This window comes from Thalassospira mesophila (assembly GCF_002115755.1).
GTDB lineage: Bacteria > Pseudomonadota > Alphaproteobacteria > Rhodospirillales > Thalassospiraceae > Thalassospira > Thalassospira mesophila.
Map to the genome: position 1 here is coordinate 38,883 of NZ_JFKA01000005.1, position 25,161 is coordinate 64,043.

22 protein-coding genes are annotated in these 25,161 nt (G+C 52.4%); 15 read left to right on the forward strand and 7 right to left on the reverse strand.

Annotated elements, in window-relative coordinates; all coding sequences use genetic code 11:
- Positions 1 to 5: 5 nt before the first annotated feature.
- From uvrA to TMES_RS12400, 7 genes are all read right to left on the reverse strand, one after another.
- Positions 6 to 2,834: an excinuclease ABC subunit UvrA gene (gene uvrA, locus TMES_RS12370; protein WP_085582969.1), complete on the reverse strand. Its 2,829-nt coding sequence runs from the start codon at positions 2,832 to 2,834 to the stop codon at positions 6 to 8.
- Between the two features lie 195 nt (positions 2,835 to 3,029).
- Positions 3,030 to 4,109 (reverse strand): class II fructose-bisphosphate aldolase, encoded by a 1,080-nt coding sequence (gene fbaA, locus TMES_RS12375; protein ID WP_085582971.1) that lies wholly within the window; start codon positions 4,107 to 4,109, stop codon positions 3,030 to 3,032.
- A gap of 20 nt (positions 4,110 to 4,129) precedes the next feature.
- Positions 4,130 to 5,203, reverse strand: coding sequence for a Gfo/Idh/MocA family protein (locus TMES_RS12380; protein ID WP_085582973.1), 1,074 nt, complete (start codon positions 5,201 to 5,203; stop codon positions 4,130 to 4,132).
- A gap of 40 nt (positions 5,204 to 5,243) precedes the next feature.
- A complete protein-coding gene (gene nagA, locus TMES_RS12385) occupies positions 5,244 to 6,380 on the reverse strand; it encodes an N-acetylglucosamine-6-phosphate deacetylase (protein ID WP_085582974.1) in 1,137 nt (378 codons plus the stop codon).
- Entirely contained in the window at positions 6,380 to 7,423 is a 1,044-nt protein-coding gene (locus tag TMES_RS12390; RefSeq protein WP_085582976.1) for an SIS domain-containing protein, read from the reverse strand. The genes nagA and TMES_RS12390 overlap by 1 nt, the downstream gene beginning before the upstream one ends.
- A 57-nt stretch (positions 7,424 to 7,480) precedes the next feature.
- A complete protein-coding gene (locus TMES_RS12395; protein ID WP_085582978.1) occupies positions 7,481 to 8,242 on the reverse strand; it encodes a GntR family transcriptional regulator in 762 nt (253 codons plus the stop codon).
- Complete coding sequence (locus TMES_RS12400; RefSeq protein ID WP_085582980.1) at positions 8,239 to 9,129, reverse strand: glucosamine kinase nucleotide-binding domain-containing protein; 891 nt, start codon at positions 9,127 to 9,129, stop codon at positions 8,239 to 8,241. The genes TMES_RS12395 and TMES_RS12400 overlap by 4 nt, the downstream gene beginning before the upstream one ends.
- 266 nt (positions 9,130 to 9,395) lie before the next feature.
- Between TMES_RS12400 and TMES_RS12405 the strand changes: the two genes are divergently transcribed.
- From TMES_RS12405 to ssb, 15 genes are all read left to right on the forward strand, one after another.
- Positions 9,396 to 10,283 carry an N-acetylmuramic acid 6-phosphate etherase gene (locus TMES_RS12405; RefSeq protein WP_158091234.1) on the forward strand — a complete coding sequence of 296 codons (888 nt, stop codon included), beginning with the start codon at positions 9,396 to 9,398 and terminating at the stop codon, positions 10,281 to 10,283.
- A 54-nt stretch (positions 10,284 to 10,337) separates the two neighbouring features.
- Entirely contained in the window at positions 10,338 to 11,603 is a 1,266-nt protein-coding gene (locus TMES_RS12410; RefSeq protein WP_085582984.1) for an ABC transporter substrate-binding protein, read from the forward strand.
- 172 nt (positions 11,604 to 11,775) lie between these two features.
- On the forward strand, positions 11,776 to 12,714 hold the full coding sequence (locus TMES_RS12415) for a carbohydrate ABC transporter permease (RefSeq protein ID WP_143589644.1): 939 nt from the start codon (positions 11,776 to 11,778) through the stop codon (positions 12,712 to 12,714).
- A gap of 15 nt (positions 12,715 to 12,729) precedes the next feature.
- Entirely contained in the window at positions 12,730 to 13,575 is an 846-nt protein-coding gene (locus TMES_RS12420) for a carbohydrate ABC transporter permease (protein ID WP_085582986.1), read from the forward strand.
- 28 nt (positions 13,576 to 13,603) lie between these two features.
- The gene (locus TMES_RS12425; RefSeq protein WP_085582988.1) at positions 13,604 to 14,722 is read left to right on the forward strand and encodes an ABC transporter ATP-binding protein; all 1,119 of its coding nucleotides are present in this window, start codon (positions 13,604 to 13,606) and stop codon (positions 14,720 to 14,722) included.
- Between the two features lie 302 nt (positions 14,723 to 15,024).
- The gene (locus tag TMES_RS12435) at positions 15,025 to 16,110 is read left to right on the forward strand and encodes an extracellular solute-binding protein (RefSeq protein ID WP_085582992.1); all 1,086 of its coding nucleotides are present in this window, start codon (positions 15,025 to 15,027) and stop codon (positions 16,108 to 16,110) included.
- Positions 16,111 to 16,232: 122 nt separating this feature from the next.
- The gene (locus TMES_RS12440; RefSeq protein ID WP_085582994.1) at positions 16,233 to 17,396 is read left to right on the forward strand and encodes an ABC transporter ATP-binding protein; all 1,164 of its coding nucleotides are present in this window, start codon (positions 16,233 to 16,235) and stop codon (positions 17,394 to 17,396) included.
- Complete coding sequence (locus tag TMES_RS12445; protein WP_085582996.1) at positions 17,393 to 18,274, forward strand: ABC transporter permease; 882 nt, start codon at positions 17,393 to 17,395, stop codon at positions 18,272 to 18,274. Before TMES_RS12440 ends, TMES_RS12445 begins: the two co-directional genes overlap by 4 nt.
- Positions 18,275 to 18,284: 10 nt before the next feature.
- The gene (locus TMES_RS12450; RefSeq protein WP_085582998.1) at positions 18,285 to 19,145 is read left to right on the forward strand and encodes an ABC transporter permease; all 861 of its coding nucleotides are present in this window, start codon (positions 18,285 to 18,287) and stop codon (positions 19,143 to 19,145) included.
- Positions 19,146 to 19,596: 451 nt separating this feature from the next.
- A complete protein-coding gene (gene ugpB / locus TMES_RS12455; protein ID WP_085583563.1) occupies positions 19,597 to 20,898 on the forward strand; it encodes a sn-glycerol-3-phosphate ABC transporter substrate-binding protein UgpB in 1,302 nt (433 codons plus the stop codon).
- An 81-nt stretch (positions 20,899 to 20,979) separates the two neighbouring features.
- Entirely contained in the window at positions 20,980 to 21,858 is an 879-nt protein-coding gene (locus tag TMES_RS12460; RefSeq protein WP_085583000.1) for an ABC transporter permease subunit, read from the forward strand.
- 14 nt (positions 21,859 to 21,872) lie between these two features.
- Positions 21,873 to 22,727, forward strand: a complete 855-nt coding sequence (gene ugpE, locus TMES_RS12465) for a sn-glycerol-3-phosphate ABC transporter permease UgpE (RefSeq protein ID WP_085583002.1) — start codon at positions 21,873 to 21,875, stop codon at positions 22,725 to 22,727.
- 71 nt (positions 22,728 to 22,798) lie between these two features.
- The gene (locus TMES_RS12470) at positions 22,799 to 23,869 is read left to right on the forward strand and encodes a sn-glycerol-3-phosphate import ATP-binding protein UgpC (RefSeq protein WP_085583004.1); all 1,071 of its coding nucleotides are present in this window, start codon (positions 22,799 to 22,801) and stop codon (positions 23,867 to 23,869) included.
- 167 nt (positions 23,870 to 24,036) lie between these two features.
- A complete protein-coding gene (locus TMES_RS12475) occupies positions 24,037 to 24,510 on the forward strand; it encodes a GAF domain-containing protein (RefSeq protein ID WP_211275918.1) in 474 nt (157 codons plus the stop codon).
- A 69-nt stretch (positions 24,511 to 24,579) separates the two neighbouring features.
- The gene (gene ssb, locus TMES_RS12480) at positions 24,580 to 25,131 is read left to right on the forward strand and encodes a single-stranded DNA-binding protein (protein ID WP_085583008.1); all 552 of its coding nucleotides are present in this window, start codon (positions 24,580 to 24,582) and stop codon (positions 25,129 to 25,131) included.
- Positions 25,132 to 25,161: the final 30 nt, after the last annotated feature.

The window sequence follows — 25,161 nt, forward strand, 5'->3', positions numbered from 1 at the left end:
TATCGTTATTCAATGCGCAAATGCCGTTTCAGGTATTTACCGGTATAGCTGCGCTCATTGTTCATGATGTCTTCCGGCGTTCCGGCCCCCACCAGTTCGCCACCGCCGTCACCCCCTTCGGGGCCAATATCAATAATCCAGTCGGCGGTTTTGATGACATCAAGGTTATGTTCAATCACAACCACGGTGTTGCCCTGATCGGCCAGTGTATGCAGCACTTCTAACAATTTGCGAATATCGTGGAAATGAAGGCCGGTTGTCGGCTCGTCCAGAATATAAATGGTGCGCCCGGTTGCCCGTTTTGACAGTTCTTTGGCAAGTTTTACCCGCTGGGCTTCACCGCCCGACAGGGTGGTGGCCTGCTGGCCCAGATGAACGTAACTTAAACCCACCTGTTTAAGGGTTTCCATTTTGTCGCGAATGCTGGGAACGGCTTTGAAAAACTCGGCACCCTCCTCAACAGTCATATCAAGAATATCGGCTATTGATTTGCCTTTAAACGATATTTCCAGCGTTTCGCGGTTATATCGTTTGCCTTTGCACTGGTCACAGGTGACATAAACATCGGGCAAAAAGTGCATTTCAATTTTGATAAGGCCATCACCCTGGCAGGCTTCACAACGACCGCCCTTGACGTTAAACGAAAAACGACCGGGCTTGTAACCGCGTGTTTTGGCCTCGGGCAACTGGGCAAACCATTCGCGAATGGGGGTAAAGGCGCCAGTATAGGTGACCGGGTTAGAACGCGGGGTGCGGCCAATCGGGCTTTGGTCAATATCGATAATTTTATCGATATGTTCGATGCCCGAAATGCTGTCATGGGCGCCGGGTTGGCTGCGCGCATTGTGCATGCGTTTGGCTAGCGATTTATATAGCGTTTCAATCACCAGGCTGGATTTACCGCCACCCGATACCCCGGTCACGCAAATGAATTTGCCGAGCGGAAAATCAACCGTGATGTTTTGCAAGTTATTGGCCCGCGCACCGGTAACGGTAATCGCTTTGCCACTGCCAGCCCGGTGTTTGTCGGGGACGGCAATTTTTTCAACCCCGGTCAGGTATTTTCCGGTCAGGCTATTGGGGTTTTGCTGAATTTCTTCCGGTGTGCCTTCTGCGACAATACGGCCACCATGAATACCGGCACCCGGACCCATATCAACCACGTAATCAGCAGCACGGATGGCGTCTTCGTCATGCTCGACCACCAGCACGGTATTGCCAAGGTCACGCAAGCGTTTTAACGTTTCGAGCAAACGGTCATTATCGCGCTGATGCAGGCCGATGGACGGTTCATCAAGCACATATAAAACGCCGGTCAGGCCCGATCCGATTTGCGATGCCAAGCGAATACGCTGGCTTTCGCCGCCCGATAACGTGCCCGATGTGCGTGACATCGACAGATAGTTCAAACCGACATCGTTCAAAAACCGCAATCGGTCATTAATCTCGCGTAAAATACGTCGGGCGATTTCGGTCTGTTTTTCGTTCAGTTTTGGTTCAAGCGCAACAAACCAGTCCACAGCCTTGCCAATCGACAGGGCAGTGATTTCAGAAATGGTGCAATGGTCGATTTTAACGGCCAGGGCTTCGGGTTTCAGGCGCTGCCCATGGCAGGCATCGCAGCTTGAAATGGTCTGGTATTTGGCCAGTTCATCGCGCGCCCACTGACTATCCGTTTCACGCCAGCGCCGCGACATGTTGGGAATAACCCCTTCAAACGGGCGGGTAACTTTATAGCTGCGCGATCCGTCATCATAGGTCACGGTCACTTCTTCTTCGCCAGAACCGTGCAAAATAATCTGCTGTGCTGACGCAGGCAGTTTTTCCCACGCAACATTGGTTTTAAAGCCGAAATGCTTGGCAATGGCGCGCAGTGTTTGCAAATAGTATTTTGATGTTCCACCGGCCCACGGGGCCACGGCGCCGGTATCAAGCGTTTTGCTGGTGTCGGGCACAACCAGGTCGGCATCAAATTCCATCTGGGTGCCAAGGCCGTCACAAACCGGGCAGGCGCCAAACGGGTTGTTAAACGAAAACAGGCGCGGTTCAATTTCTTCAATGGTAAAGCCTGAAACCGGGCAGGCGAACTTGGCCGAAAAAAGCGTGCTGTCGCCGCTTCGCGCATCTTCGGTAAACACGATGCCGTCGGTTAGTTCAAGGGCGGTTTCAAAACTGTCGGCAAGGCGCGTCTGAATGCCGTCCTTCACCACAAGGCGGTCGACAATGACAGATATGTCGTGTTTCAGCTTTTTGTTAAGATCGGGGGCGTCATCAATGTCGTACATTTCGCCATCGATTTTAACGCGCTGAAAGCCGCGCGCGCGCAGGTCTTTCAATTCCTTTTTATATTCACCCTTGCGGCCGCGCACGATGGGGGCCAGCAAATAAAGCCGCGTGCCTTCTTCCATTTCCATCACCCGATCGACCATTTGTGAAACGGTCTGGCTGACAATTGGAAGGCCGGTGGCCGGAGAATAGGGAATGCCGACCCGCGCCCACAACAGACGCATATAGTCGTAAATCTCGGTCACAGTCCCCACCGTCGAACGCGGATTGCGCGAGGTGGTTTTTTGTTCAATCGAAATGGCCGGCGACAGCCCGTCGATATATTCGACATCGGGCTTTTGCATCATTTCCAAAAACTGGCGCGCATAGGCCGACAGGCTTTCGACATAGCGGCGCTGGCCTTCGGCATAGATGGTATCAAACGCAAGCGAGCTTTTACCCGAGCCTGAAAGGCCGGTAATGACCACAAGTGAATCGCGCGGCAGGTCCACATCAATGTTTTGAAGATTGTGTTCTTTCGCACCGCGAACCGAAATTTTTGTCAGCATATCCGGCCTTTGTTCCTGAATTGTTCGGAAAATGTATAGAGGAGCCAGTCTATATACGCAAGTGGCCCCCTGACAGTTCCTGTCAGGAGATGTCAGCATAACCGATATGCGGGGGGGGGGGAGGCCGCACAATATGGGGACAAAAACAAAACCCGCCAGAGGGCTCTGGCGGGTTTTGATAACAGTGCAGCGTGATTAGCCCTTGGCGACAGACTTGCCGGTCGCGCCCAGATCCTTGAAGGCTTCTTCAAGGCGGGCGGCCATCGAAAGTTCGGCCTCGCGAACCCAGACACGCGGGTCATATTGCTTTTTGTAAGGCGTGTCGTTGTCTGGATCGACCTGGTATTTGAAGGCGCGGGCGTTTTCTTCAACATATTTACCAACCGCCGTTGCATAGGCAAACTGGGTGTCGGTATCGATGTTCATTTTGAAAACGCCATAGCCAACGGCTTCTTCGATTTTTTCTTTTTCCGAACCGGAACCACCGTGGAAAACGAAATCAAGCGGGAAACCGTCAAGGTCGTGTTTTTCGGCAACGTATTTCTGCGATTCCAGCAAAATTTCCGGGCGCAGCTTTACATTGCCGGGCTTGTACACGCCGTGAACGTTGCCAAATGCCGCTGCGACCGAAAAATGGCCCAGCGGTTTAAGGCGACGATAGGCTTCTTCAACTTCTTCAGGCCGGGTATACAAGCGCGGGTCAATATCGTCTTGGGACGTATCAAGTTCCTTGCCAATACCGTCTTCTTCACCGCCGGTAACACCCAGTTCGATTTCCAGGCTCATATCGACAGCAGAAAGACGTTTGAGAAATTCCTCGCAGGTGGCCAGATTGTCTTCAAGGGGTTCTTCTGACAGATCAAGCATATGCGAGCTAAACAAAGGCTTGCCGGTTTCCTTGTACGCTTTTTCGCCCCAGCTCAGCATACCATCGACCCACGGAACAAACTTCCGGTTGGCATGATCGGTATGAAGAACAACGGCGACGCCATAATATTCAGCCATAAGCTGGGCATGGCGGGCGGCAGAAACGGCGCCAATAATACGGGCAGCATTGGCATCCTTGATGCCCTTGCCGGCAAAAAACTGGGCACCACCGTTCGATAGCTGAATGATGATATCCGAACCGGCATTGGCAGCAGCTTCAAGGGCTGCGTTTAATGTGCTCGACGAGGTAACGTTAACCGCGGGTAGGGCGTAACCGTCCTGCTTGCAAGCAGCGACGAGTTCGCGATAGTCAGCGCCGGTAACAACACCGGCTTTAACGGAAGGCATGTGGGTACTCCTCCTGGGGGTCAGAGCATTATAATAGTCCCCGTGCGAACTGATTGGTCCGCAGCAAGGGCGATCCGTAAGGAGCCCAATGCATCCGTCATATGCTGCGTAAGGTCAAGATCTTCCGTCATAGACTTTAGGAAAAACTGCTGTTCACGCAGACACAAAGCATCATGATCGGGCTCGTCGTCCGTTCTGATGATCTCATCTGATTGTGTGAATTTTCCGTCACGATCTGTGGCAGCATGATGTAATTTTAAGGCACTGGTTTTGGTATGTGTATCAATATCGGCCGATCCGGCGCCTTTTTCTTCTACATCTGTGATTGAGACAGAGCCCTTCGGCCCGATCACGTCTTTAACGAAAAACGCCGTCTCGCTAATCATGGGCCCCCAGCCCGCTTCATACCAGCCAATCGACCCGTCATCGAACCGTACCTGCAATTGGCCATAATTATACATATCTTCGGCAACGTCGGGCGACAGGCGAACTCCCATGGCGTTCACCGATACCGGTTTGGCACCGGTTATCAGGCACATCATGTCCAGGTAATGCACCCCGCAATCGACAATCGGCGACACACTGTTTAACAGGCGTTTATGGGTTTCCCAAAAGGCCCCGCTGCTTTGCTGGTTCAAATTCATGCGCATCACCAGCGGCTTGCCCAGTGTTTGCGCCAGTTCGACAAACTTCTCCCATGATGGGTGATGGCGCAGAATATAACCGATCACGAGCTTTCGATTGTTTTTCATCGCGCTGTCAACAACCCGCTTCGCATCTTCAACGGTGGCGGCCAGCGGCTTTTCAATAAATACGTGCGCCCCGGCTTCAAACGCCGCCACGGCATAATCAGCATGGGTTTCGGTATAGGTATTAATCGAAACGGCATCGGGTTTTGTAGCTGTTAGTGCCGTTTCATAATCGGTAAATTGCGGATAACCGGCGAAACCATCGGGTAGGGTGCCATCTGCAATGGGGGATCGTGTGCAAAGCCCGACAATTTCATAGCCCTTAAGGGCGTGATAAGCCTTGGCATGGGACATCCCCATATTGCCCAGTCCGACGACAAGAACGCGTACGGGTTTCGACGTCATGAGGTGCCTCCATTTTAATGCTTTATATAACGAACAGTCGTTATTGCCCTGAAATCCATGTGTTTTTTACCGAAAATTCCGCGCTATCAAACAAAACCAGATCGGCATCAAAGCCAGGTTTGATCCGACCTTTGCGGTTGCCCAGTTTTAAGAATTCCGCAGGGTAAAGCGATGCCATACGCAGGGCTTCGGCCAGATCCGTGCCGATCATTTCCACCGTATTTTTGACTGCCGACATCATATCAAGATCGGACCCGGCCAGGGTGCCATCGGCCAGCGCGCAGCGGCCATTGGTGGCAATAATTTCCTCCCCCCCCAGAACAAAACTTTTGTTCTTTGCGCCCACCGTTGGCATGGCGTCGGTCACCAGCATGATTTTGCCGGTTTTTTTGGCGCGCACAGCGATTTGCATGGCAGCAGGATGCACATGAAAGCCATCGGCAATCAGCCCGCACCAGGTGTTGTCATCGGCAATGGCGGCCCCGGCAACGCCCGGTTCCCGGTGGTTAAGCGGGCTCATGGCATTAAAAAGGTGGGTAAAGCCGCGCAAACCTTCGCCAATGGCCTTTTGCACATCATCATATGTGCCCGCCGTATGGCCGGCACAAACCAGAACGTTGTTTTCGGTCAGCTTGGCAATGGTGCCGGCCTTGGCCTTTTCCGGTGCCATGGTCACCACAATGCGACCATTGGGCAGGCTGGTCAGAACCTCAATCGCATCATCTTCCATCGGGCGGATAATGCTGGCGTCATGAACGCCTTTGCGTTCGGTATTCAAATAAGGCCCTTCAAGGTGAATGCCGATAATGCCGGGTACATGTTGCGCAATCGCATCTTTAACGGCCGCAATTGCCGCCAGCATTTTTTCGCGGGTATCGGTAATCAGGGTTGGTAACATGGCCGTTGTGCCAAATTGCCGGTGACCGGCCATAATTGCGCGCAGGCCATCCACCGTCGGACTGTGGTTTAACAAAACGCCGCCGCCGCCATTCACCTGAACATCAATGAAGCCCGGCGCAAGAATATTACCACCCGCATCATATATTTCCGCATCTGGCGGGATAATGCTGGCATCGCCAATGGCCGAGACTTTCCCGTTTTCGATCAGAACTGTTTTATCTTTAAAAAACTGGTCCCCATCGAACAGATGGGCATGAGTAATGGCAAGAACCGGCATTAATGCGTCTCCGTTACCTTTGAGAGATGCGGCGGGGCATCGGGGTTACAGCCGCGCAACAAGGCGACATGTTCGGCCAGCGTATAAAATGTCTGGATCATGGCGATAGGCGCAAATAACGGGTGGATATCTTCGACAACCGGCAAATGGCCTTTGGTGTCGCTATGCCCGGTTTCAGCAGCAAACAGGTTGTCGGTTTTGGCACGCATTTCGGCCAAAAAACCTTCAACACTCTCGCGCGTGGCATCTTGTTGTGAAAATACCAGCATCGGGAAATCGCTTGTGACCAGTGCCATCGGGCCATGTTTGACTTCGGCGGCACTGAACGCTTCGGCATGCAGGCTGCTGGTTTCCTTGAATTTAAGGGCTGCTTCCTGCGCAATAGCAAAGGCCGGGCCGCGACCGATAACATAGAGTCCCTGCGATTTTGCAATTGGTTCGGCCGCGTCAAGCCAGTCCTTGTCCAGCGCGCGGGTCAATTGTTCGGGCAGGGCATCAAGCGCTTTATTCAGCGTATCGTCATTGACCCATGCTGCCACAATCTGGGCAATGGCCGATAAGGTCGCGATATAGGATTTTGTCGCGGCAACACTGGTTTCAGAACCAGCCAGCAACGGAATAACGTGGTCAACCGTTTTGGCAAGCGGAGAATCCGTTACATTGACCAAGGCAACGGTGCGGGCCCCGGCTTTTTTCGCCGCTGCGGCACTTTGCACCAGATCCGGACTTTTGCCCGACTGTGAAACGGCAATAAACAGTGCCCCCTTAACCGCCAGCGTCTTGCCGTAAATCGAGGTAATAGACGGGGCTGCCGATACCACAGGAATGCCAAGCTGGCTTTCGATCAGGTATTTGGCATACAGCGTTGCATGGTCCGAACTGCCGCGACCACACGTCATGACAAAGGTGGGCGGGGTTGCGCGTAATTCTTCGGCCAGTTGAGCAATTGCTGCATGATTGGTCGCAAGTTGCGCTTTTACAACCGACGGGGCCTGAGCCGTTTCGCGACCCATCTGGGTTTGCGGTGTCCAGCGTGTGGTCATGTTTCGTGTCCTTAATTTGCAATGTGCATATACGGTGGTGGCACCTGGGTTCTACCCCTAGCGCGCATCGACCTGCATTTCGGCGATAAAGTCGTAACTGTCGCCGCGATAATGCGATCTGGTGAATTCAACGGGGGTGCCATTGGCCAGAAACGACCGGCGTTCAATATAAAGGGCGGCACTTCCTTCGGGCACGCCAAGGGCGCGGGCTGTTTCGTAATCAAACAGTTCGGCGCGTAACCTTTGCAGGGCGCGTTCAGGTTTTTTGCCATATTTCGCCAGTGCGTCGTAAAGCGACTTGTCCACTTCTTCGGGCACGGGAATAAACTGTTTGGGCACCACGGCAAATTCCAGCGCCATCGGTTTGTCATTGGCGGTACGCAACCGGCGAAACCGGGCGACCTCGGTGCCGGGCGACAGGTTTAACGCCATGGCTTCTTCCGGGGTTGCATAACCGACAGATTTTTCCAGCCAGACTGCACCGGGGTTCATGCCCCGTGTGGTCATGTCTTCGGTAAAGGATGTCAGCCGCGACAGGGCCTGTTCAACGCGCGGTGCGACAAAGGTGCCCGCACCATGGCGTTGCACCAGAACGCCATCATCGACCAGTGCGCGTACAGCATTGCGTACCGTAACGCGTGAAATACCCAGTTCCGTTGCCAAATCCCGTTCACTTGGCAGGGCATCGTCAACCTTTAATAGCCCATCATCAATAATGGCCTTAAGGGCGGTTTGCAGGCGACGGTATAGCGGACCATGGCCGGTATTTTCAAAGTCGCGGGCGCGCAGGCTTTTTAAAACGTCATCTGGTGCAATCATGGGTGGGCCTCAAATTGGCGTTTGGCCATCAAAATGGCCCCATCAAGGGCGTCGCCCGATGCGGGAACCATTTTTTGCTGAATATCAGCGGGCATTAACGCAGCCATGCGTTGGGCAATGCCGCCCATCAATGTCAGGCACGGGGCACCAAATGCCAGTAACCGGCGCAATATTTGTTGGTTGGCGGAACCGGCATGCGAAACAATTTCCGACGCAACTTTGTCGTCGGCATCAAAGGCATCAAAAACAGCCATGGTAAATTGCCCGTAATCGGCGGGGCGCGCAGTTTCGGCAAAGGATACCATTTCTTCCGGGCTGTTATGAAAATGTGCCATTAACTGGCGGGTCAGCCCGGATTCCAGACCAATTTTTTCATGCGCCAGCAGGGTTTTTTCCAACGCATGTTTGCCAATGCGTGCGCCGCTGCCAATGTCGGAAATTTCAAATCCCCAACCGGCAACAGCCAATTGCTGGTCGCCAACAATGGCTTGCCCGCAGGTTCCGGTGCCGACAATCAAAATAGCACCATCGCGGCCATTATGCGCGCCAAGGCATGCGCTATAGGCATCGGTTTCAAAAACGGCACTGGCAAACGGGTGGGGATGGGCACGAATCCGGTTTTTCTCGCGGGTGAGCGATAAACCGGCAAGGCCCAAACCGGCATGAATATCACCGATTCGATTCCGCGGCAGCGATGCCTTTTCAAGGGCTTCAAAGGCCGCACCGGTTATTTCGGCAAAGATTTTTTCCAGACCAAGGCGTGTATTGGCGCTGCCGCGCATGGCTTCCCCCAGGATATCGCCATTATCGTTGCACAGCCGGACCCGGCACCGCGTTCCGCCGCCATCAACCCCCAGGAAAAGTCTTTTTGCTTCCGGTTTATTCATTGTTTGTCATCCCTAACTGGCATCACCATAACAGAGTGGTATCAATAATAGCAATACCAATACAGGTCCACTTATCGCAAGTGAGAGCCCCTTAGTCTGTACCAACCAGCCCGGACAAACATGCTGTTTAAATTAAATTTTTCTTTATCCACTGGCACTTAAACCAAAAAACACACCACATCTTGCAGGTGCCGACAGGTTGAAATTTAACGCCTTGCGTGTCTGGTATCACAATGGTATTTAATTATGGAAGGGAGATCAGGGAAATGGCATCAGGCACCGAAGTTTTCGATATGCGCTTTGCCGGGTTGGACCAATGGTCCGATGCCGATTTCCTGACGGCGTTATGGGAAGGCCAGATACGCGCTGTTGCCGCGGTCGGCCCGATGATTGAACCCTTGGCCCATGCGGCTGCCGACATTGCGGATCGATTGCTGGGTGGTGGTCGCCTTGTTTATGCCGGGGCCGGGACATCGGGCACAGTTGCCTGGCAGGACGCCAAGGAACTGGGCGGTACTTTTGGCTGGCCCGAAGACAAAACAATTGTTTTGCTGGCGGGCGGTGTTGACAGTGCGCCGGGTGTTTTCAATTCCGCCGAAGATGACCGCGATGCCGCACAGAACGAAATTTCCCGACACAATATCGGCCCCAAAGATGCGGTTATTGCGGTTGCCGCCAGCGGATCGACCCCCTTTACCTTAAGTGCGGTGCAGGCGGCTAACAATGCCGGGGCGCTTACAATTGGAATTTGCAATAATGCCGACGGGGCTTTGTTGACCCATGCGCATCACGGTATTTTTCTTGATAGCGCACCCGAGGTTGTGGCGGGTTCCACCCGAATGGGGGCGGGCACTGCGCAAAAAGCGGCTCTTAACATGCTGTCAACACTGGTAATGAACAAGCTGGGACGGTTGTTTGATAACCTGATGGTTGGCATGCGGGCCGAAAACATCAAATTACAGGGCAGGGCGGTTCGCATCGTTTGCCATATCGCCGGGTGCGATGGCGATGGCGCACAGGCCGCCCTTGAACAATCCGGTTTTGATATCCGCTGCGCCGTTTTAATGGTGCGCGGCCAAACTTTGCGAAAAGCAAAAGAAATTCTGGCGTCCGTGAACGGTAATCTTCGGGCGGCGCTTGAATATAAGGGTTGAACCCGGTTCACAAAGGACCGGGCAGCCTACCGACATTGATCAGAGGAGGCATAAATGTCGAACAAACTATTGGCCAAAGGGCTGGCGGGTGCCTTGGCGGCAAGTGTCGCCCTGGTTCCGTTGATGGCGCAGGCTGGCGATCTGGTGATCGAAAGCTGGCGTAATGACGATATTGATATCTGGAATGACAAAATCATCCCGGCTTTTAACGAACAATATCCTGATATTCATGTGTCGTTCAAACCGACAACACCAACCGAATATAATGCAGCGCTGAATGCAAAACTTTCCGGCGGGACTGCAGGCGATCTGGTGGCGTGTCGTCCGTTTGATGCCTCGCTTGAGCTTTATAAACAGGGCAATCTTGCGTCCCTGAACGATCTGCCGGGCATGGATAACTTTTCCGATGTGGCAAAATCGGCATGGCAGACCGATGACGGGTCAACCACGTTTTGCGTGCCGATGGCGTCGGTTATTCATGGCTTTATCTATAACAAGGAAGCCTTTGAAGAAGTTGGCGTAGAGGTTCCCAAAACCACCGAAGAATTCTTCCAGGTTCTTGATAAAATCAAGGAAGATGGCACCTATATTCCGATGGCAATGGGCACGGCCGACCAGTGGGAAGCCGCTACCATGGGCTTCCAGAATATCGGTCCGAACCATTGGAAAGGCGAAGAGGGCCGCAAAGCCCTGATCGACGGCAGCCAGAAATTTACCGACAAACCCTATGTCGATACTTTCACCGAACTGGCCCGTTGGAAAGATTACCTGCCTGATGGTTTTGAAGCCATTTCCTATCCCGATGCGCAGAACCTGTTCTCGCTGGGCCGTGCGGCCATTTATCCGGCGGGTTCATGGGACATATCCTTGTTTAACAAACAGGCCGATTTCAAATTCAGTGCCTTTCCACCGCCCGCACCGGCGGGTTCTGATACCTGCTATATCAGTGACCACACCGATATCGGCATGGGCCTGAATGCCCATTCCAAAAATGCCAAAGACGCCAAGGTATTCCTTGAATGGATGACTGGCCCGGCCTTTGCCGAGCTTTATTCCAACGCGCTTCCGGGCTTCTTCTCGTTGTCGAATGCCAAAGTCGATATTAAGGATCCGGTTGCACAGGAATTTGTCAGCTGGCGCCAGAAATGCAAATCGACCATTCGGAACTCCTATCAGATCCTTTCGCGCGGCACGCCGAACCTTGAAAATGACCTGTGGAACATTTCCGCCCAGGTTATCAACGGCACGCTGACGCCGGAACAAGGGGCACAAAAGGCCGAAGACGGCCTGGCAAAATGGTATGCACCGCATCAGAAATGATCGGACAAGCAATTGGACAGGCGCAAAATTGTGCCTGTCCACCCTTCGGGGTATGGGATAATTTTATAAAAGCGGGCGGCGTTTGATAACGCCCGACAGGTGGGAGAGGGGCTATCTGTCCATCTTATCTATCGCCCCGCCATCAGACATTTTCAGACAGACAGGACATGGTATGGCGCATTCAGGGCCCATGACCGATTGGCGCAAGGCAAAGCTGCCTGTGTTTGCCTTTCTGGCACCCGCAACAATCCTTTATACGCTGTTTATGATTTACCCGTTGATCGATTCGATCCGGTTAAGTTTTTACAGCGCGCCATCGGGCGGCGATCTGGCTTTTGTCGGTTTCGATAATTATCGCACAATCTTAAGCGATCCCGACTGGGCCTCAACGTTCTGGAACAGCTTCTGGAACAACATGAAATTTTTTGCCGTTCACATGCTGGTGCAAAACCCCATCGGCATTGCGCTTGCCGCAGTTCTTAGCCTGCCGCGCCTTAAATTTCGCAATACCTACCGCACCCTTATTTTCATGCCGACCATGCTGTCGGTGGTGATTGTCGGCTTTATCTGGCAGCTTATTTTAAGCCCGGTTTGGGGTGTTGGTGCCGATATTCTTGATATTGTCGGCCTGAAATCGCTGTTTGGTCCGTGGCTGGGCAAGGAAGGCAGTGCGCTGATAACACTGGCATTCATTTCCGTCTGGCAATGGGTCGGCATTCCGATGATGCTGATTTATGCAGCCTTGCTGGCCATTCCCGAAGACCTGGTTGATGCCGCCATTGTCGATGGGGCGTCCCATTTCGAGGTGTTCTGGCATATCAAAATGCCCCTGATCCTGCCAACGGTCGCCATGGTGTCGATTTTAACATTTGTCGGTAACTTCAATGCCTTCGACCTTGTTTATACCGTAAAAGGTGCGCTGGCCGGGCCGAATTTCTCCAGCGATATCATGGGCACTTTGTTTTACCGCACCTTCTTTGGCTATCAGTTGCAGCTTGGCAGCCCGACACTTGGCGCAACCGTGGCATCGTTGATGTTTATGATCATCCTTGCCGGTGTGCTGTTTTACCTGTTTGTCGTGCAGCGCCGCATGTCACGCTATCAACTGTAAAGGGGGACTGCATCCATGGCTTTTAATGTTCGCAAGGATCAGGCATCCCGTGCTGTTATCGTTCACGCAGTATTGCTCAGCTACACGCTGATTGCGCTTTATCCGGTATTTCTGATCGTGATTAACGCGTTTAAATCCCGCAAGGGCATTTTTCGCGAACCAATGGCGCTGCCAACGAGCAAAACCTTCAGCCTTTCCGGCTTTGAAAAGGTCTTGGACAAGGCCGATTTCGGGACGTACTTCTTTAACAGCATGTCGGTAACGATCATTACCATTGTGGTGGTTCTGTTGCTTGCCGCAATGGCAGCATGGGCATTATCGGAATATAAATTCCCCTTCAATACCGCCCTGGCGATTTATCTGGCGATTGGCATCATGGTGCCGATCCGTCTTGGCACGGTCTCTATCCTTAGTTTGATGGTCGATCTGGGGCTGGTCAATACATTGACATCCCTGGTCCTGGTCTATGTGGCGCAGGGCTTGCCATTGGCAATTTTCATCCTGACCGAATTCATGCATCAGATTCCCAAGGATTTGAAGGAAGCCGCCCGTTGTGACGGGGTTGGCGAGTTTAAAATTTTTTTCGCGGTCATTTTACCGCTGGTGCGCCCGGCTGTGGCGACGGTTGCGGTGTTTACCATGATCCCGATCTGGAACGATTTGTGGTTCCCCCTCATTCTGGCCCCGGGTAACGGCAAACAGACCATTACGTTGGGGGTGCAACAGTTTATCGGGCAATATGTCACTGACTGGAACGCGGTGCTGGCATCGCTCAGCCTCGCCATCATTCCCATCCTGATCCTTTATCTGATTTTCTCCCGCCAACTGATCCGCGGCCTAACATCTGGCGCAGTGAAGTGATTTACGGGTTACAGGAGCACTTTAAAAAATGGCCGATTTGAAACTGGACCAGATCTGCAAAAGCTATGGCGCGGTCGATGTGCTGCATGGCATTGATCTGGATGTAAAAGACGGGGAATTTGTTGTTTTTGTCGGCCCGTCGGGCTGTGGCAAATCAACACTTCTGCGCATCATTGCCGGGCTGGAAGACATTACCAGCGGCGACCTTATGATTGACGGGGATGTTGTAAACACCAAAACGCCCAAGGATCGCGGCATTGCCATGGTGTTTCAGTCCTATGCGCTGTATCCGCATATGACGGTTTATAAAAACATGGCCTTTGGCCTGAAACTGGCAAAAACCGATAAAGCCGCCCTTGATCAGCGCGTACGGGCAGCGGCATCCACCTTGCAACTTGACAGTTTGTTAGACCGCCGCCCGTCTGAACTGTCGGGCGGGCAACGTCAGCGTGTCGCCATTGGCCGTGCCATTGTGCGTGAGCCCAAGGTGTTCCTGTTTGATGAACCATTGTCAAACCTTGACGCCGCCTTGCGGGTGCAAACCCGGATCGAAATTGCCAAGCTGCATCAAAAGCTGAAATCAACCATCGTTTATGTCACCCATGACCAGATCGAAGCCATGACACTGGCCGACAAAATTGTGGTGATGAATGCCGGCAAGGTCGAGCAGGTCGGGTCCCCGATGACGCTTTATCATCATCCCAAAACCCGCTTTGTTGCCGGGTTTATCGGCTCGCCAGCAATGAATTTCACCCGGGTTAAAATCATCGCCACGGCGGATGAAACGGTGACCGTTGAAATGCCAGGCGGCGGCACCGCGATTTTGCCGTTTGCTGTTCCGGCCGGGCAGGTGGGCAATGACGTTGAACTGGGCATTCGCCCCGAACATCTTGAACTGAACCGCGCGGGCGACTTGCCCGTCAGCGGCGAGGTTGAAGTGGTCGAGAAGCTTGGCGACTCCACCTATCTTTACGTGCGTTTGCACAATGGCGATCTGGTTACATTGCGCGCACCGGGCCATAGCCGGGCCAAAATCGGCGAAACGGTTGTTGCTGCAGCCGATGGCGGGGCTGCCCATTTGTTTGACGCCAACGGCCAGACTTTTGCCAAGGTGAATTGCCCTGCGCAATATAGCGCCGACGAATAGGGCATTAGGATTACAATATCTGTCTGATTTGGGGTGGTCCATGGGGCCACCCTTTTTCGTTTTTAATCGTGGATCATGCGAAGCACCGCCACAAATTTTGTTGCAGAACTTTAACTTGCGATTTGGGGCGAAACATGGCGAAACTTGTAACGAAAAGTTCAATAGAAAACGAAATCAGTCTTTTTGGTTTCGTTTCAACATAAAATTTGCTGATAATATCATTCAGCGGCGTCCCATAGCGCGGGCTGTGGGAGCGTGATTGGTGGCAGATTTTGATTTCGTCAACAAAGGGGTTCGTTACAATGTCTAAAAATACCGGTTCGCTGCGCGCAACCATGCTCGGTGTATCTGCACTGGCGGGTGTGATGATGCTGGCAAGCGCTGCCCAGGCAGAAGAATTGCGTTTGCTGACCTGGGGTGGTTATGCCCCGGATGACGTTGTCCAGATGTTTGAAAAGGAAACCGGCATTGATGTCGAGGTAACCCTGTCAAACAATGAAGACATGATTTCAAAATTGCGCGCCACCGGTGGCGGCGGTTTTGACCTTGCCCAGCCGTCACAGGACCGCATTGCCGGTGTTCAGATGGAATATGGCATCTACAAGCCGATGGATCTGTCAAAGGTTGATGCCGCACAGTTTATCCCGTCCATGCTGGCCGCTACCAAAACCAACACCACGGTTGATGGCGAAGTTTATGGCCTGCCGCATATCTGGGGTACCAGCGGCCTTGTGGTTGATACCAAAAAAGCACCCGACGTTAAGGATTACACCGACCTTTGTAATGATAGCGTTGCCGGTAAGGTTTCCTACCGTCTGAAACGCCCGACCCTGATCGGCTTTGCCTTCGCCATGGGAATGGACCCGTTTGCCGCCTATAATGACGAAGCCAAATATCAGGAAATTCTCGATAAGGTTCAGGAAAAGCTGATCGCGTGCAAACCGAACGTCAAAACCTATTGGGAGGGTGGCGATGCGCTGCTGAACCTGGTGCGTTCGGGCGAAGTTGTTGCGGCCATGGCATGGGATACCGGCGGGTGGAAGCTCAATAACGATAATGCCGACATTACCTTTGTTGCCCCGAAATCCGGTGCGCTGGGTTGGGTCGATACGTTTGCATTGCCGCGCAAAACCGAAAACGAAGCAGCCGCATACAAATGGATCAACTTTGTTATGCAGCCGGAAATTGCCGCCAAAATTACGGCAAGTGCCGGTAACTTCACCGCTTCCAAAGGGGCTGACGCCTTTGCCGAAGACAAGTTGAAAGCACAGTTCCAGGGCAGCTTCCCGCAGGAAGCCCTTGATAACATTAAATGGTATCCGCCGGTTCCTGCCGGTTTGGAAACCCTTGAAGGCAAGGCACTGGACCGGATTAAAGCCGCCCAGTAATGCCTGACGGTTATGGCATCCCCGGCGTTAATCCGGGGGTGCCATATTTGTTTAAAAACAAAAAGATGCGATCCATTTCGCACCAACATAATTAAAAATATTCAGGATAGTTCGGGGTAAATATGGCCGACCAGTTTGATTTGGAATGCCGCGACGTTGTTAAAACATTTGGCCAGTTCACGGCTGTGGATCAGGTGTCGCTGACCATACCGCAGGGATCGTTTTTTTCCATTCTGGGGCCCAGTGGCTGTGGCAAAACAACCTTGTTGCGCATGCTGGCAGGATTTATCGAACCCGCAAAAGGCGATATCCTGATCAAGGGCAAGTCGGTGTTAGGTGTTGCCCCCAACCGGCGTCCGGTCAATATGGTGTTTCAACACCTGGCCCTGTTCCCGATGATGAATGTTGCGCAAAACGTTGCCTATGGCTTGCGTCGCCGCGGGGTCGACCGCGCGATAATAGACAAAAAAGTTGCCGAAACACTGGCCCGGGTCGGCTTGCCCGATGCAGGGCCAAAACAGATTACGCAGCTTTCAGGTGGGCAAAAACAGCGTATCGCCATTGCCCGCTGTCTGGTGCTTGACCCCGCTGTTTTGTTGCTTGATGAACCCTTGGGCGCGCTGGATTTAAAATTGCGCGAACATATGAAGGTCGAGCTGAAACAGCTTCAGCACGAAATTGGCACCACCTTTGTTTACATCACCCATGACCAGTCCGAAGCGCTGGTGATGTCCGATCAGGTGGCGGTGATGAATGCGGGCCGGTTTGAACAGGTCGGCACGCCGCAGGAATTGTATTATCATCCGCAAACACCGTTTGTTGCCGGGTTTGTCGGCGAAAGCAATCGTTGGCAAGGCACGCTTGAAACCATGGCCGACGGGCAGGCCATTATCCGCCTTGATAGCGGCGGGGTGATTTATACCGACCCCGAACAGGTCGCGGGCCATTCGCAGCCCATTGGTCAGCGGATGGATGTTTTCGTCCGCCCCGAGGCGATTACAATTGCCGCCAAAGGGCAAAGCAGCCCGGATGCAGCACCTGGCATCAACAATATGCAGGGACGGGTTGAAAACCTGTTATTTAACGGGGCGGCCAGCAGTGTGCAGTTGCGTGAAACCACCACTGGCCATGAAATGAATGTCGCCTTGCCGCAAACCGGGGCTTTCGCGGGCTTGCGCAATGGTGATGAACTGGATTTAAGCTGGAGTGCCGGCCAAACCAAATGTTTTCCGGCGACGAAAACAGCGCCCGTTACGGCCAATGCGGCCGGCGAGGCCGTCGCATGAAACACACACCGGGTTCTGTTGCTGGCAACGGGTTAAAGCTGGGTGTGGTGCTGATGGCAACGCCGTTGCTGCTGTGGCTGGTGTTGCTGGTAATTTTGCCGCATCTTGATTTGCTGATGGTGTCGCTGCGCGAACGTGTTTCCTACGGCAAATATGCGTTCAGTTTTGCCAATTATATCGAATTTTTTACCGAGCCTTTGTACTGGAACACCTACGTTCGCACCGCCACAATGTCGATTTTGGCAACGGCACTAACATTGGTCATCGGCTTTCCGATTTCGTACTATATTGCCAAGGTGATGCGGGGCAGGGGCAAAAGCGTTTTGTTCCTGATGTGCCTGATCCCGTTCTGGGTCAGCGAACTGGTACGTACGTTCGGTTGGATGATTTTGCTGCGTGAAAGCGGCGTTTTAAGCCATTTCCTGCAATGGGCAGGGCTGGTCGATGGCCCGGTCGAAATGCTGTATAATGACGTCACCATCATGGTGGGGCTGGTTTACACATCAATGCTGTTTATGGTGGTGCCGCTGGTATCGGTTTTAGACAGCCTTGACGACAGCCTGATTGAAGCAGGATATGATCTGGGCGGGAATGCCTTCACCGTTACCCGCGACATCGTCATTCCCCATGCCATGCCCGGTATTGCGTCGGGTTGCATTGTTGTTTTCATGCTGACACTGGGCAATTACCTGACACCAAACCTTTTGGGTGGCAAAAGCAGCCTGTGGTTTACCGAACAAATCTATACCCAGTTCATCACCCGGTTTAACTGGGAATCGGGCTCGGCCTTCGGGTTTTTGTTGCTGGTTTTATCATCGCTGATTGTCTGGCTGGGCTTAAAACTCAGCCGTCAGACATTGTCCGATACGGTCGGCTAGGGGGAACATCATGATACCTTCCATTCCGCAATCGCGTTATGCCAAGGGCATTTATGGTGCCTATGTAACGCTGTTTTTTATCTATCTGGCGGCCCCGCTGGTGGTGGTTGGGGTGTTTGCCTTTAACGACAGCCTGTTCCCCTCGATGCCGTGGGAAGGGGCGACGCTGGCGTGGTTTTTTGGTGATAAAGCCCCGTATGTTGGCATTTTTCACGATAGCGCGCTTTTGCGCAGTATTGGTACATCGGCCTTTGTTGCTGTGTGGGTCACGCTTTTGTCGGTTATTGTTGGCACCTGTAATGCGTTTTTGTTTGAGCGCGCAAAGTTTCCCGGCAAAAACCTGCTTTATATGCTGGCGATTTCGCCACTGGTTATTCCCGGTGTGATTTTGGGGATTTCAATTCTGGTGTTTTCCAACGCCATTGCCAACGGCATCGAAGACAGCATTGGCTGGGATCTCGACTTTTTACGCCCGGGGCTGTTTTTGGTCATCATCGGCCAGTTTGCCTTTATCACAACCATCACCACGCTGGTGATCTCGGCCCGCTTGCGCAAATTTGACATCACCCTGGAGGAAGCCGCCCTTAACCTTGGCGCCACCCGGGCCGATGCCATTCGCACCATCACCATTCCTTATCTTAAACCGGCCCTGATCGGAGCGGCCATCGTGTCGTTTTTAATGTCGTTTGAAAACTTCAACACCACCCTGATGCTGGTGGGATCAGATGCGCCGCTTACAATTGCGATGTTTGACCGCCTTAAACAAGGGTCAACCCCCGCCCTTAATGCCCTGTCGCTTTTGCTGATGGTGGTATCGGGCGGGCTGGCGTTGATATCGGTTTTTGCCCAGCGGGACCGCAGTTCAAAATAGGTATCCGCAGGGCGATTTGTTCAAATTTTTGAAACTGAAAAGACTTATGTAAAGGCGGCTTTCGAGCCGCTTTTCATTTGTCGATTCGATTGCACGGCGTGTTGATTTTAATATTCAGCCTGAGTTTCAACGTTTTCGGCTGAAAAACAGTCCTTTTATTGCAAAATTCAGCCTGATTTTTGGGTGTTTCAAATTCGTGACATTTTGAAATCATTAAATTTTGGTAGTTGACGCGACATTTGAAACTTGATGTGAATATTTTTACTGACCATATGAAAATTTATGATGATTTATTCTATATAAATGAACCTTAATTCTGTCCTAAATAGAAGTTTCCGAAAACTGTCATTTGAGTGAACCGCCATCGCATTGGATAAACATGCGTGTTGTTTGGGCTGCGAACAGGGCAGCCAAAGCGAGCGATTTATTTTATTTGGGAGATCACGGAATCATGTTTCGCAAAACGCTGATGGCGGCTGCAGCGTTGTTTGCAATGGCAAATACTGCCAGTGCAGCAACCGAAATTACCTGGTGGCATGCTATGGACGGCGCCCTTGGCGACGTCGTTAACCACATTGCCGACGATTTTAACAAAAGCCAGTCCGAATATAAGGTCGTTCCGATCAACAAGGGCGGCTACGAAGACACGATGACGGCCGGTATCGCTGCGTTCCGCGCGAAAAACCAGCCCAATATCATTCAGATCTTTGATGCCGGTGCGGCCACCATCATCAATGCCAAGGGTGCGGTTTATCCGGTTCAGGATTTGCTGGAAAAATACGGCACCGGGTTTGACATCAATGATTACATCCCCGGTGTTCGTTATTTCTATGCTGATTCCAAAGGCAAAATGATCGGCATGCCGTTCAACAGCTCGACCCCGCTTTTGTATTTCAACAAAGACGCCCTTGCCAAAGCCGGCATTCAGAACCCGCCGAAAACCTGGCAGGAATTTGAAGAAATGGCACCGAAGCTCAAAGCTGCCGGTTACGAAGGTTTTGCTGAATCGCACAGCCCGTGGATCTTCTTTGAAAACTTCATGTCGCGTCACAACCTGCAAATGGCAACCGCCAACAATGGTTATGACAGCACCGACGTTAAAATTCTTTACAACAATGATGACCTGAAAAATCATTGGAAGAAAATGAAGGAATGGAAAGACGAAGGTTACTTTGGCTATTACGGTCGCGCCTGGGGTGCGAACCAGGATGCGTTCCTGCACCAGAAAGCCGCCATGTGGCTGGGATCGTCAGGGTCGTTCGGTGGCCTGCGTAAAAGTGCGACCTTTGATTTTGGCACATCCACCCTTCCTTACTGGAAAGGCGTTGGTGACGCCCCGAAAAGCACCTTTATCGGTGGCGCGTCCCTGTTTGCTTTCTCGGGTCATTCCGACGAACAAAACAAGGGTGTTGCAGCGTTCTTTGAATTCCTGACCAAGCCGGAAACCCAGTATTACTGGCACAAGGAAACCGGTTACGTTCCGGTGACCACGGCTGCATATGAACTGGCTAAAAAAGACGGCTATTACAAAGAAAGCCCGGATGCCGAAGTTGGCATTCAGCAGCTTTCCGAAGAAGGCGGCAAGTGGACCAAAGGTTATCGTCTTGGCTTCTACGTTCAGATCCGCGAAGTGATCTATAACGAAGTCGATAAAATGATGAATGGCGAAGAAACCGTTGATCAGGCGTTTGACGTGATTGAAACCGAAAGCAACAAATTGCTTGTTCGTTTCCACGACACCTATAGCAACTAATCCATCCTTGCGGGGCAGGGCGGCATTTCAGGGCCGCCCTGTCTTTTTTGTTTTCCTGTTTGCGTCAGGCCGGGATCCGTTATGAAACGCGTTCAATTCGGGCACAGCCCGGTGCCCTACCTTTTTGTGGCACCCCAAATCATCATTATTGCCATATTTTTTCTTTGGCCCGCCGCCCAGGCGGTCCATCAGTCATTTTTGCTGGAAGACGCCTTTGGCATGTCTTCGCAATTTGTCTGGTTTCGCAATTTTAACGATGTTTTATCCAGTCCCAGCTGGCTGAAATCGGCCGGTTTTACCGTCGTATTTTCATCGCTGGTCGCTGTTTTATCGATTGCGATTTCGCTGTTTTTGGCGGTACGCGCCGACGAGGTTATTCGCGGGGCCAAGGTTTATAAAACCTTGTTGATGTGGGGCTATGCCGTGGCACCACCCGTTGCGGGCCTGTTGGGCATCATGCTGTTTAACCCGCTGATGGGTGACCTTTACATTCTGTTTAATAAAATGGGCCTGGATTTCAACCATATCCAGAACGGCAATGACGCCACCTTTGTTGTGGTGCTGATTGCTGTTTGGAAACAGGTCAGTGTTAACTTCATATTCTTTCTGTCCGGCTTGCAAGGCATTCCCAAATCCGTGACCGAGGCCGCCACACTGGATTGCAAAAGTGCAGGACGCCGGTTTTGGACCATCACATTCCCGCTTTTGGCACCGACCACATTTTTCCTGATGGTAATCAACCTGACCTATGCCTTTTTTGAAACCTTCGGGATTATCGATGTATCCACCAAGGGCGCACCGGGCGGGTCGACCGCAACGCTGGTTTACAAGGTTTATGTCGATGGTTTCCTGGGGGCCGATATGGGCGGCAGTTCGGCGCAGTCGGTGTTGCTTATGATCATGGTCAGTGTTCTGACCGTGTTTCAGTTTCGCTTCATTGAACGCAAAATTCATTATTAACGGGGGGTATCGTTATGTATCAGTCAAAATGGCGGTCCCTGACCAACCATATAATCCTGATTTTAGGCTCGCTTTTCATGATTATGCCGGTCTGGATTGCCTTTGCATCCTCGACCCACACCCGCGAGTTTCTGTTTCAAAACGGGTTGCAATTTATGCCCGGCGGGCATTTTTTCGACAATTACGGTAAAATCCTGTTTGATCAAAGTGCGACCAAGGGCCGGGTCACTGCCTTGCAAATGCTGTTTAACAGCATGGTTCTGGGGCTGGGTTTTGCCATTGGCAAGGTCATCATTTCCATGATGGCGGCCTATGCCATTGTTTATTTCCGTTTTCGTTTGGCGATGCCGTTATTCTGGGTGATTTTCGCCACCCTGTTGCTGCCGCTTGAGGTGCGCATTGTGCCGTCTTACGAAGTGGTGGCAAAGCTGGGCCTGCTTAACAGCTATACCGGCCTGATCCTGCCGCTTATCGCATCGGCCACCGGCACATTTTTCTTTCGTCAGTTCTATCGTTCCGTGCCCGACGAATTACTTGAAGCTGCCCGTCTGGACGGGGCAGGGCCGTGGCGGTTTTTCATCGATATCCTGGTGCCTCTTTCCGTTACCATGATCGCGGCGATCTTTATCATCATGTTTGTGGTGGGCTGGAATCAGTATCTGTGGCCGCTTTTGATGACCACCGATGATCAGCTTTACACCATCGTGATCGGCATCAAGCAGGTTTACAACTCGCTTTATGAAGGCGGGCAGATCCCGCAATTTCCCAAGGCTTTTGCCTTGACAATCATGGCGTCGATCCCGCCGGTTCTGGTGGTGGTAATATTCCAGCGCATGTTTATCCGGGGGCTGGTTGAAACTGAAAAATAATATTTATTTCAACCCATTAAACCCCAAACCTAACCAAAATATATCAGTCCCGGTGACGACAGGATAACAAGATGGCAACGTTAAATCTAAAGCAGGTCGAAAAGACCTACGCCCATGGATACAAGGCAATTCACGGCATAAACCTTGAAATTGCCGATGGTGAATTTGCAGTTCTGGTCGGCCCGTCGGGCTGTGGCAAGTCAACCTTGCTGCGCATGATTGCCGGGCTTGAAACCATTTCTACGGGCGACATTTCGATTGAAGACCGGGTGGTTAACACCATCGCCCCGGCCGACCGCGATATTGCCATGGTGTTTCAGAACTATGCGCTTTATCCGCATATGTCGAACTATGCCAATATGGCTTATGGCCTTAAAAACCGGGGCTACAGCAAGGTCGAAATAGACCGGCGCGTTCGCGAAGCCGGGACCATTTTGCAATTGACCGAATTGCTGGACCGCAAACCCCGGCAATTATCGGGCGGACAACGCCAGCGTGTCGCAATGGGCCGGGCAATTGTACGTGAACCCAAGGTGTTTTTGTTTGATGAACCGCTGTCAAACCTGGATGCCAAACTGCGTGTCGATATGCGCCTTGAAATCAAAAACCTGCAACAGCGCCTTGGCACCACATCGGTTTATGTCACCCATGATCAGGTTGAAGCCATGACGCTGGCGGATCGTCTGATTGTGATGAATGGCGGGGTGGCCGAACAAATCGGCTCGCCGATCGACATTTATAACGCCCCGGCGACACAATTTGTCGCGGGTTTCATTGGCTCGCCATCCATGAACTTCCTTTCCGGGCGGGTTTCAAACGATCGCAGCCATGTGGTGCTAACCGACGGTACCCGGCTTGCCCTTGATCATAATGTCGCGGAAAATCGTGACGTGATTGTCGGCATTCGCCCGGAACATCTCTCCATTACCACCCCGACAAGCAGCAGCATTGCCGCCAAGGTGCGCATAACCGAAAGTCTGGGGGCAGAAACCCTTGTATATCTGACATTTGGCAGCAAGAACGAAGCCATTACCTTGCGAATGCAGGGTACCCATAAATATGCCGCTGGCGATGAATTAACGCTTTATTCAAATCCGGCGCAAATCCATTTGTTCGATCAGGCCAGCGGTCGCCGGATCTGATCGCACGCACCATATCTATCTGAAGCGATCAGCCACCCGCCATCTGCGCGGGTGGTTTTCTTTTGGGGGCGGCCTGATCGCTTTGGTTTGTCGCAAATGCGATTTTGTCCTTGTTTCTGCCATGGCGAAACGTTAGTTCCATGCTTAAGCAAGACAGGAGAACGACATTGAACGCCGATCAGAAAAACGCGCTTTATGCAGACGCCACCAAAGAACTGGCCAGCATTACCGAGGGCGAAACCAATGTGACGGCATTGATGGCAACGGTAAGCTGCGTTCTGGCGGAAAAGTTCGACTATTATTTCTGGACCGGGTTCTATATCGTTGATCCAATCAAACAAAATGAATTGGTGGTTGGTCCGTATCAAGGGACACTTGGCTGTTTGCGCATTCCGTTTGGCCGTGGGGTTTGTGGCACCGTTGCCGCCACACAAAAAAGCTGTGTGGTTGACGACGTACATGCCTTTCCGGGGCATATTGCCTGTGATAGTCGTTCCAACTCGGAAGTCGTGGTGCCGGTGCTTGACCGGACCGGGGCATTGATTGCCGTTTTTGATGTCGACAGCGTTGAAACCGGGTCATTCGATGACATTGATAAAGCCGCGCTGGAAGCTATAATGGCGCAGGTTTTTGCGCGCTGACCGCTTATATTTAATTCGCCGGTTCTGAAACGGAATCGCAAGCTAACAACGAACTTTGGAAGATAACCCATGGCAGGCAGTGTCAATAAAGTCATTCTCGTTGGTAATCTGGGCCGCGACCCGGAAATCCGTTTTACCCAGGCTGGCAAGAAAATTGCCAATTTCAGCATCGCGACCTCGGAACAATGGCGGGATCGCCAGTCCGGTGAACGTCGCGAACGCACCGAATGGCACCGGATTGTTGTTTTCAGCGAAGGCTTGGCCGACGTTGTCGAGCGCTTTGTTAAAAAAGGCAGCAAGCTTTACATTGAAGGCGTTCTGCGCACCCGCAAATGGCAGGGGCAGGACGGCAAGGATAACTACACCACCGAAATCGTCCTTGAGGGCTTTAACAGCACCCTGACGATGCTTGACGGCCGTGGCGAAGGTGGCGGTGCCAGCGGCGGTGGCTCGTCGTCGGGTGGCGACTATGGCGGCGACAGCGGCAGCAGCGGCGGTTATGGCAATGACGGCGGCAGCGATGCCGGGTGGGGCAACGCGTCACCGCGCAGCGGTGGCGGTGCGAGCGGCGGATCGGCACAGGGTGGCGCACCGGACCTCGATGACGATATCCCGTTCTGATCCTTGAACCAATGATCCGTCGTGATTACC

Bases quoted from the DNA above. Each gene is read 5' to 3' on its own strand.
- uvrA (WP_085582969.1), bottom strand. From the start codon at position 2,834: ATGCTGACAAAAATTTCGGTTCGCGGTGCGAAAGAACACAATCTTCAA.
- fbaA (WP_085582971.1), bottom strand. From the start codon at position 4,109: ATGCCTTCCGTTAAAGCCGGTGTTGTTACCGGCGCTGACTATCGCGAA.
- TMES_RS12380 (WP_085582973.1), bottom strand. From the start codon at position 5,203: ATGACGTCGAAACCCGTACGCGTTCTTGTCGTCGGACTGGGCAATATG.
- nagA (WP_085582974.1), bottom strand. From the start codon at position 6,380: ATGCCGGTTCTTGCCATTACTCATGCCCATCTGTTCGATGGGGACCAG.
- TMES_RS12390 (WP_085582976.1), bottom strand. From the start codon at position 7,423: ATGACCACACGCTGGACACCGCAAACCCAGATGGGTCGCGAAACGGCT.
- TMES_RS12395 (WP_085582978.1), bottom strand. From the start codon at position 8,242: ATGATTGCACCAGATGACGTTTTAAAAAGCCTGCGCGCCCGCGACTTT.
- TMES_RS12400 (WP_085582980.1), bottom strand. From the start codon at position 9,129: ATGAATAAACCGGAAGCAAAAAGACTTTTCCTGGGGGTTGATGGCGGC.
- TMES_RS12405 (WP_158091234.1), top strand. From the start codon at position 9,396: ATGGCATCAGGCACCGAAGTTTTCGATATGCGCTTTGCCGGGTTGGAC.
- TMES_RS12410 (WP_085582984.1), top strand. From the start codon at position 10,338: ATGTCGAACAAACTATTGGCCAAAGGGCTGGCGGGTGCCTTGGCGGCA.
- TMES_RS12415 (WP_143589644.1), top strand. From the start codon at position 11,776: ATGGCGCATTCAGGGCCCATGACCGATTGGCGCAAGGCAAAGCTGCCT.
- TMES_RS12420 (WP_085582986.1), top strand. From the start codon at position 12,730: ATGGCTTTTAATGTTCGCAAGGATCAGGCATCCCGTGCTGTTATCGTT.
- TMES_RS12425 (WP_085582988.1), top strand. From the start codon at position 13,604: ATGGCCGATTTGAAACTGGACCAGATCTGCAAAAGCTATGGCGCGGTC.
- TMES_RS12435 (WP_085582992.1), top strand. From the start codon at position 15,025: ATGTCTAAAAATACCGGTTCGCTGCGCGCAACCATGCTCGGTGTATCT.
- TMES_RS12440 (WP_085582994.1), top strand. From the start codon at position 16,233: ATGGCCGACCAGTTTGATTTGGAATGCCGCGACGTTGTTAAAACATTT.
- TMES_RS12445 (WP_085582996.1), top strand. From the start codon at position 17,393: ATGAAACACACACCGGGTTCTGTTGCTGGCAACGGGTTAAAGCTGGGT.
- TMES_RS12450 (WP_085582998.1), top strand. From the start codon at position 18,285: ATGATACCTTCCATTCCGCAATCGCGTTATGCCAAGGGCATTTATGGT.
- ugpB (WP_085583563.1), top strand. From the start codon at position 19,597: ATGTTTCGCAAAACGCTGATGGCGGCTGCAGCGTTGTTTGCAATGGCA.
- TMES_RS12460 (WP_085583000.1), top strand. From the start codon at position 20,980: ATGAAACGCGTTCAATTCGGGCACAGCCCGGTGCCCTACCTTTTTGTG.
- ugpE (WP_085583002.1), top strand. From the start codon at position 21,873: ATGTATCAGTCAAAATGGCGGTCCCTGACCAACCATATAATCCTGATT.
- TMES_RS12470 (WP_085583004.1), top strand. From the start codon at position 22,799: ATGGCAACGTTAAATCTAAAGCAGGTCGAAAAGACCTACGCCCATGGA.
- ssb (WP_085583008.1), top strand. From the start codon at position 24,580: ATGGCAGGCAGTGTCAATAAAGTCATTCTCGTTGGTAATCTGGGCCGC.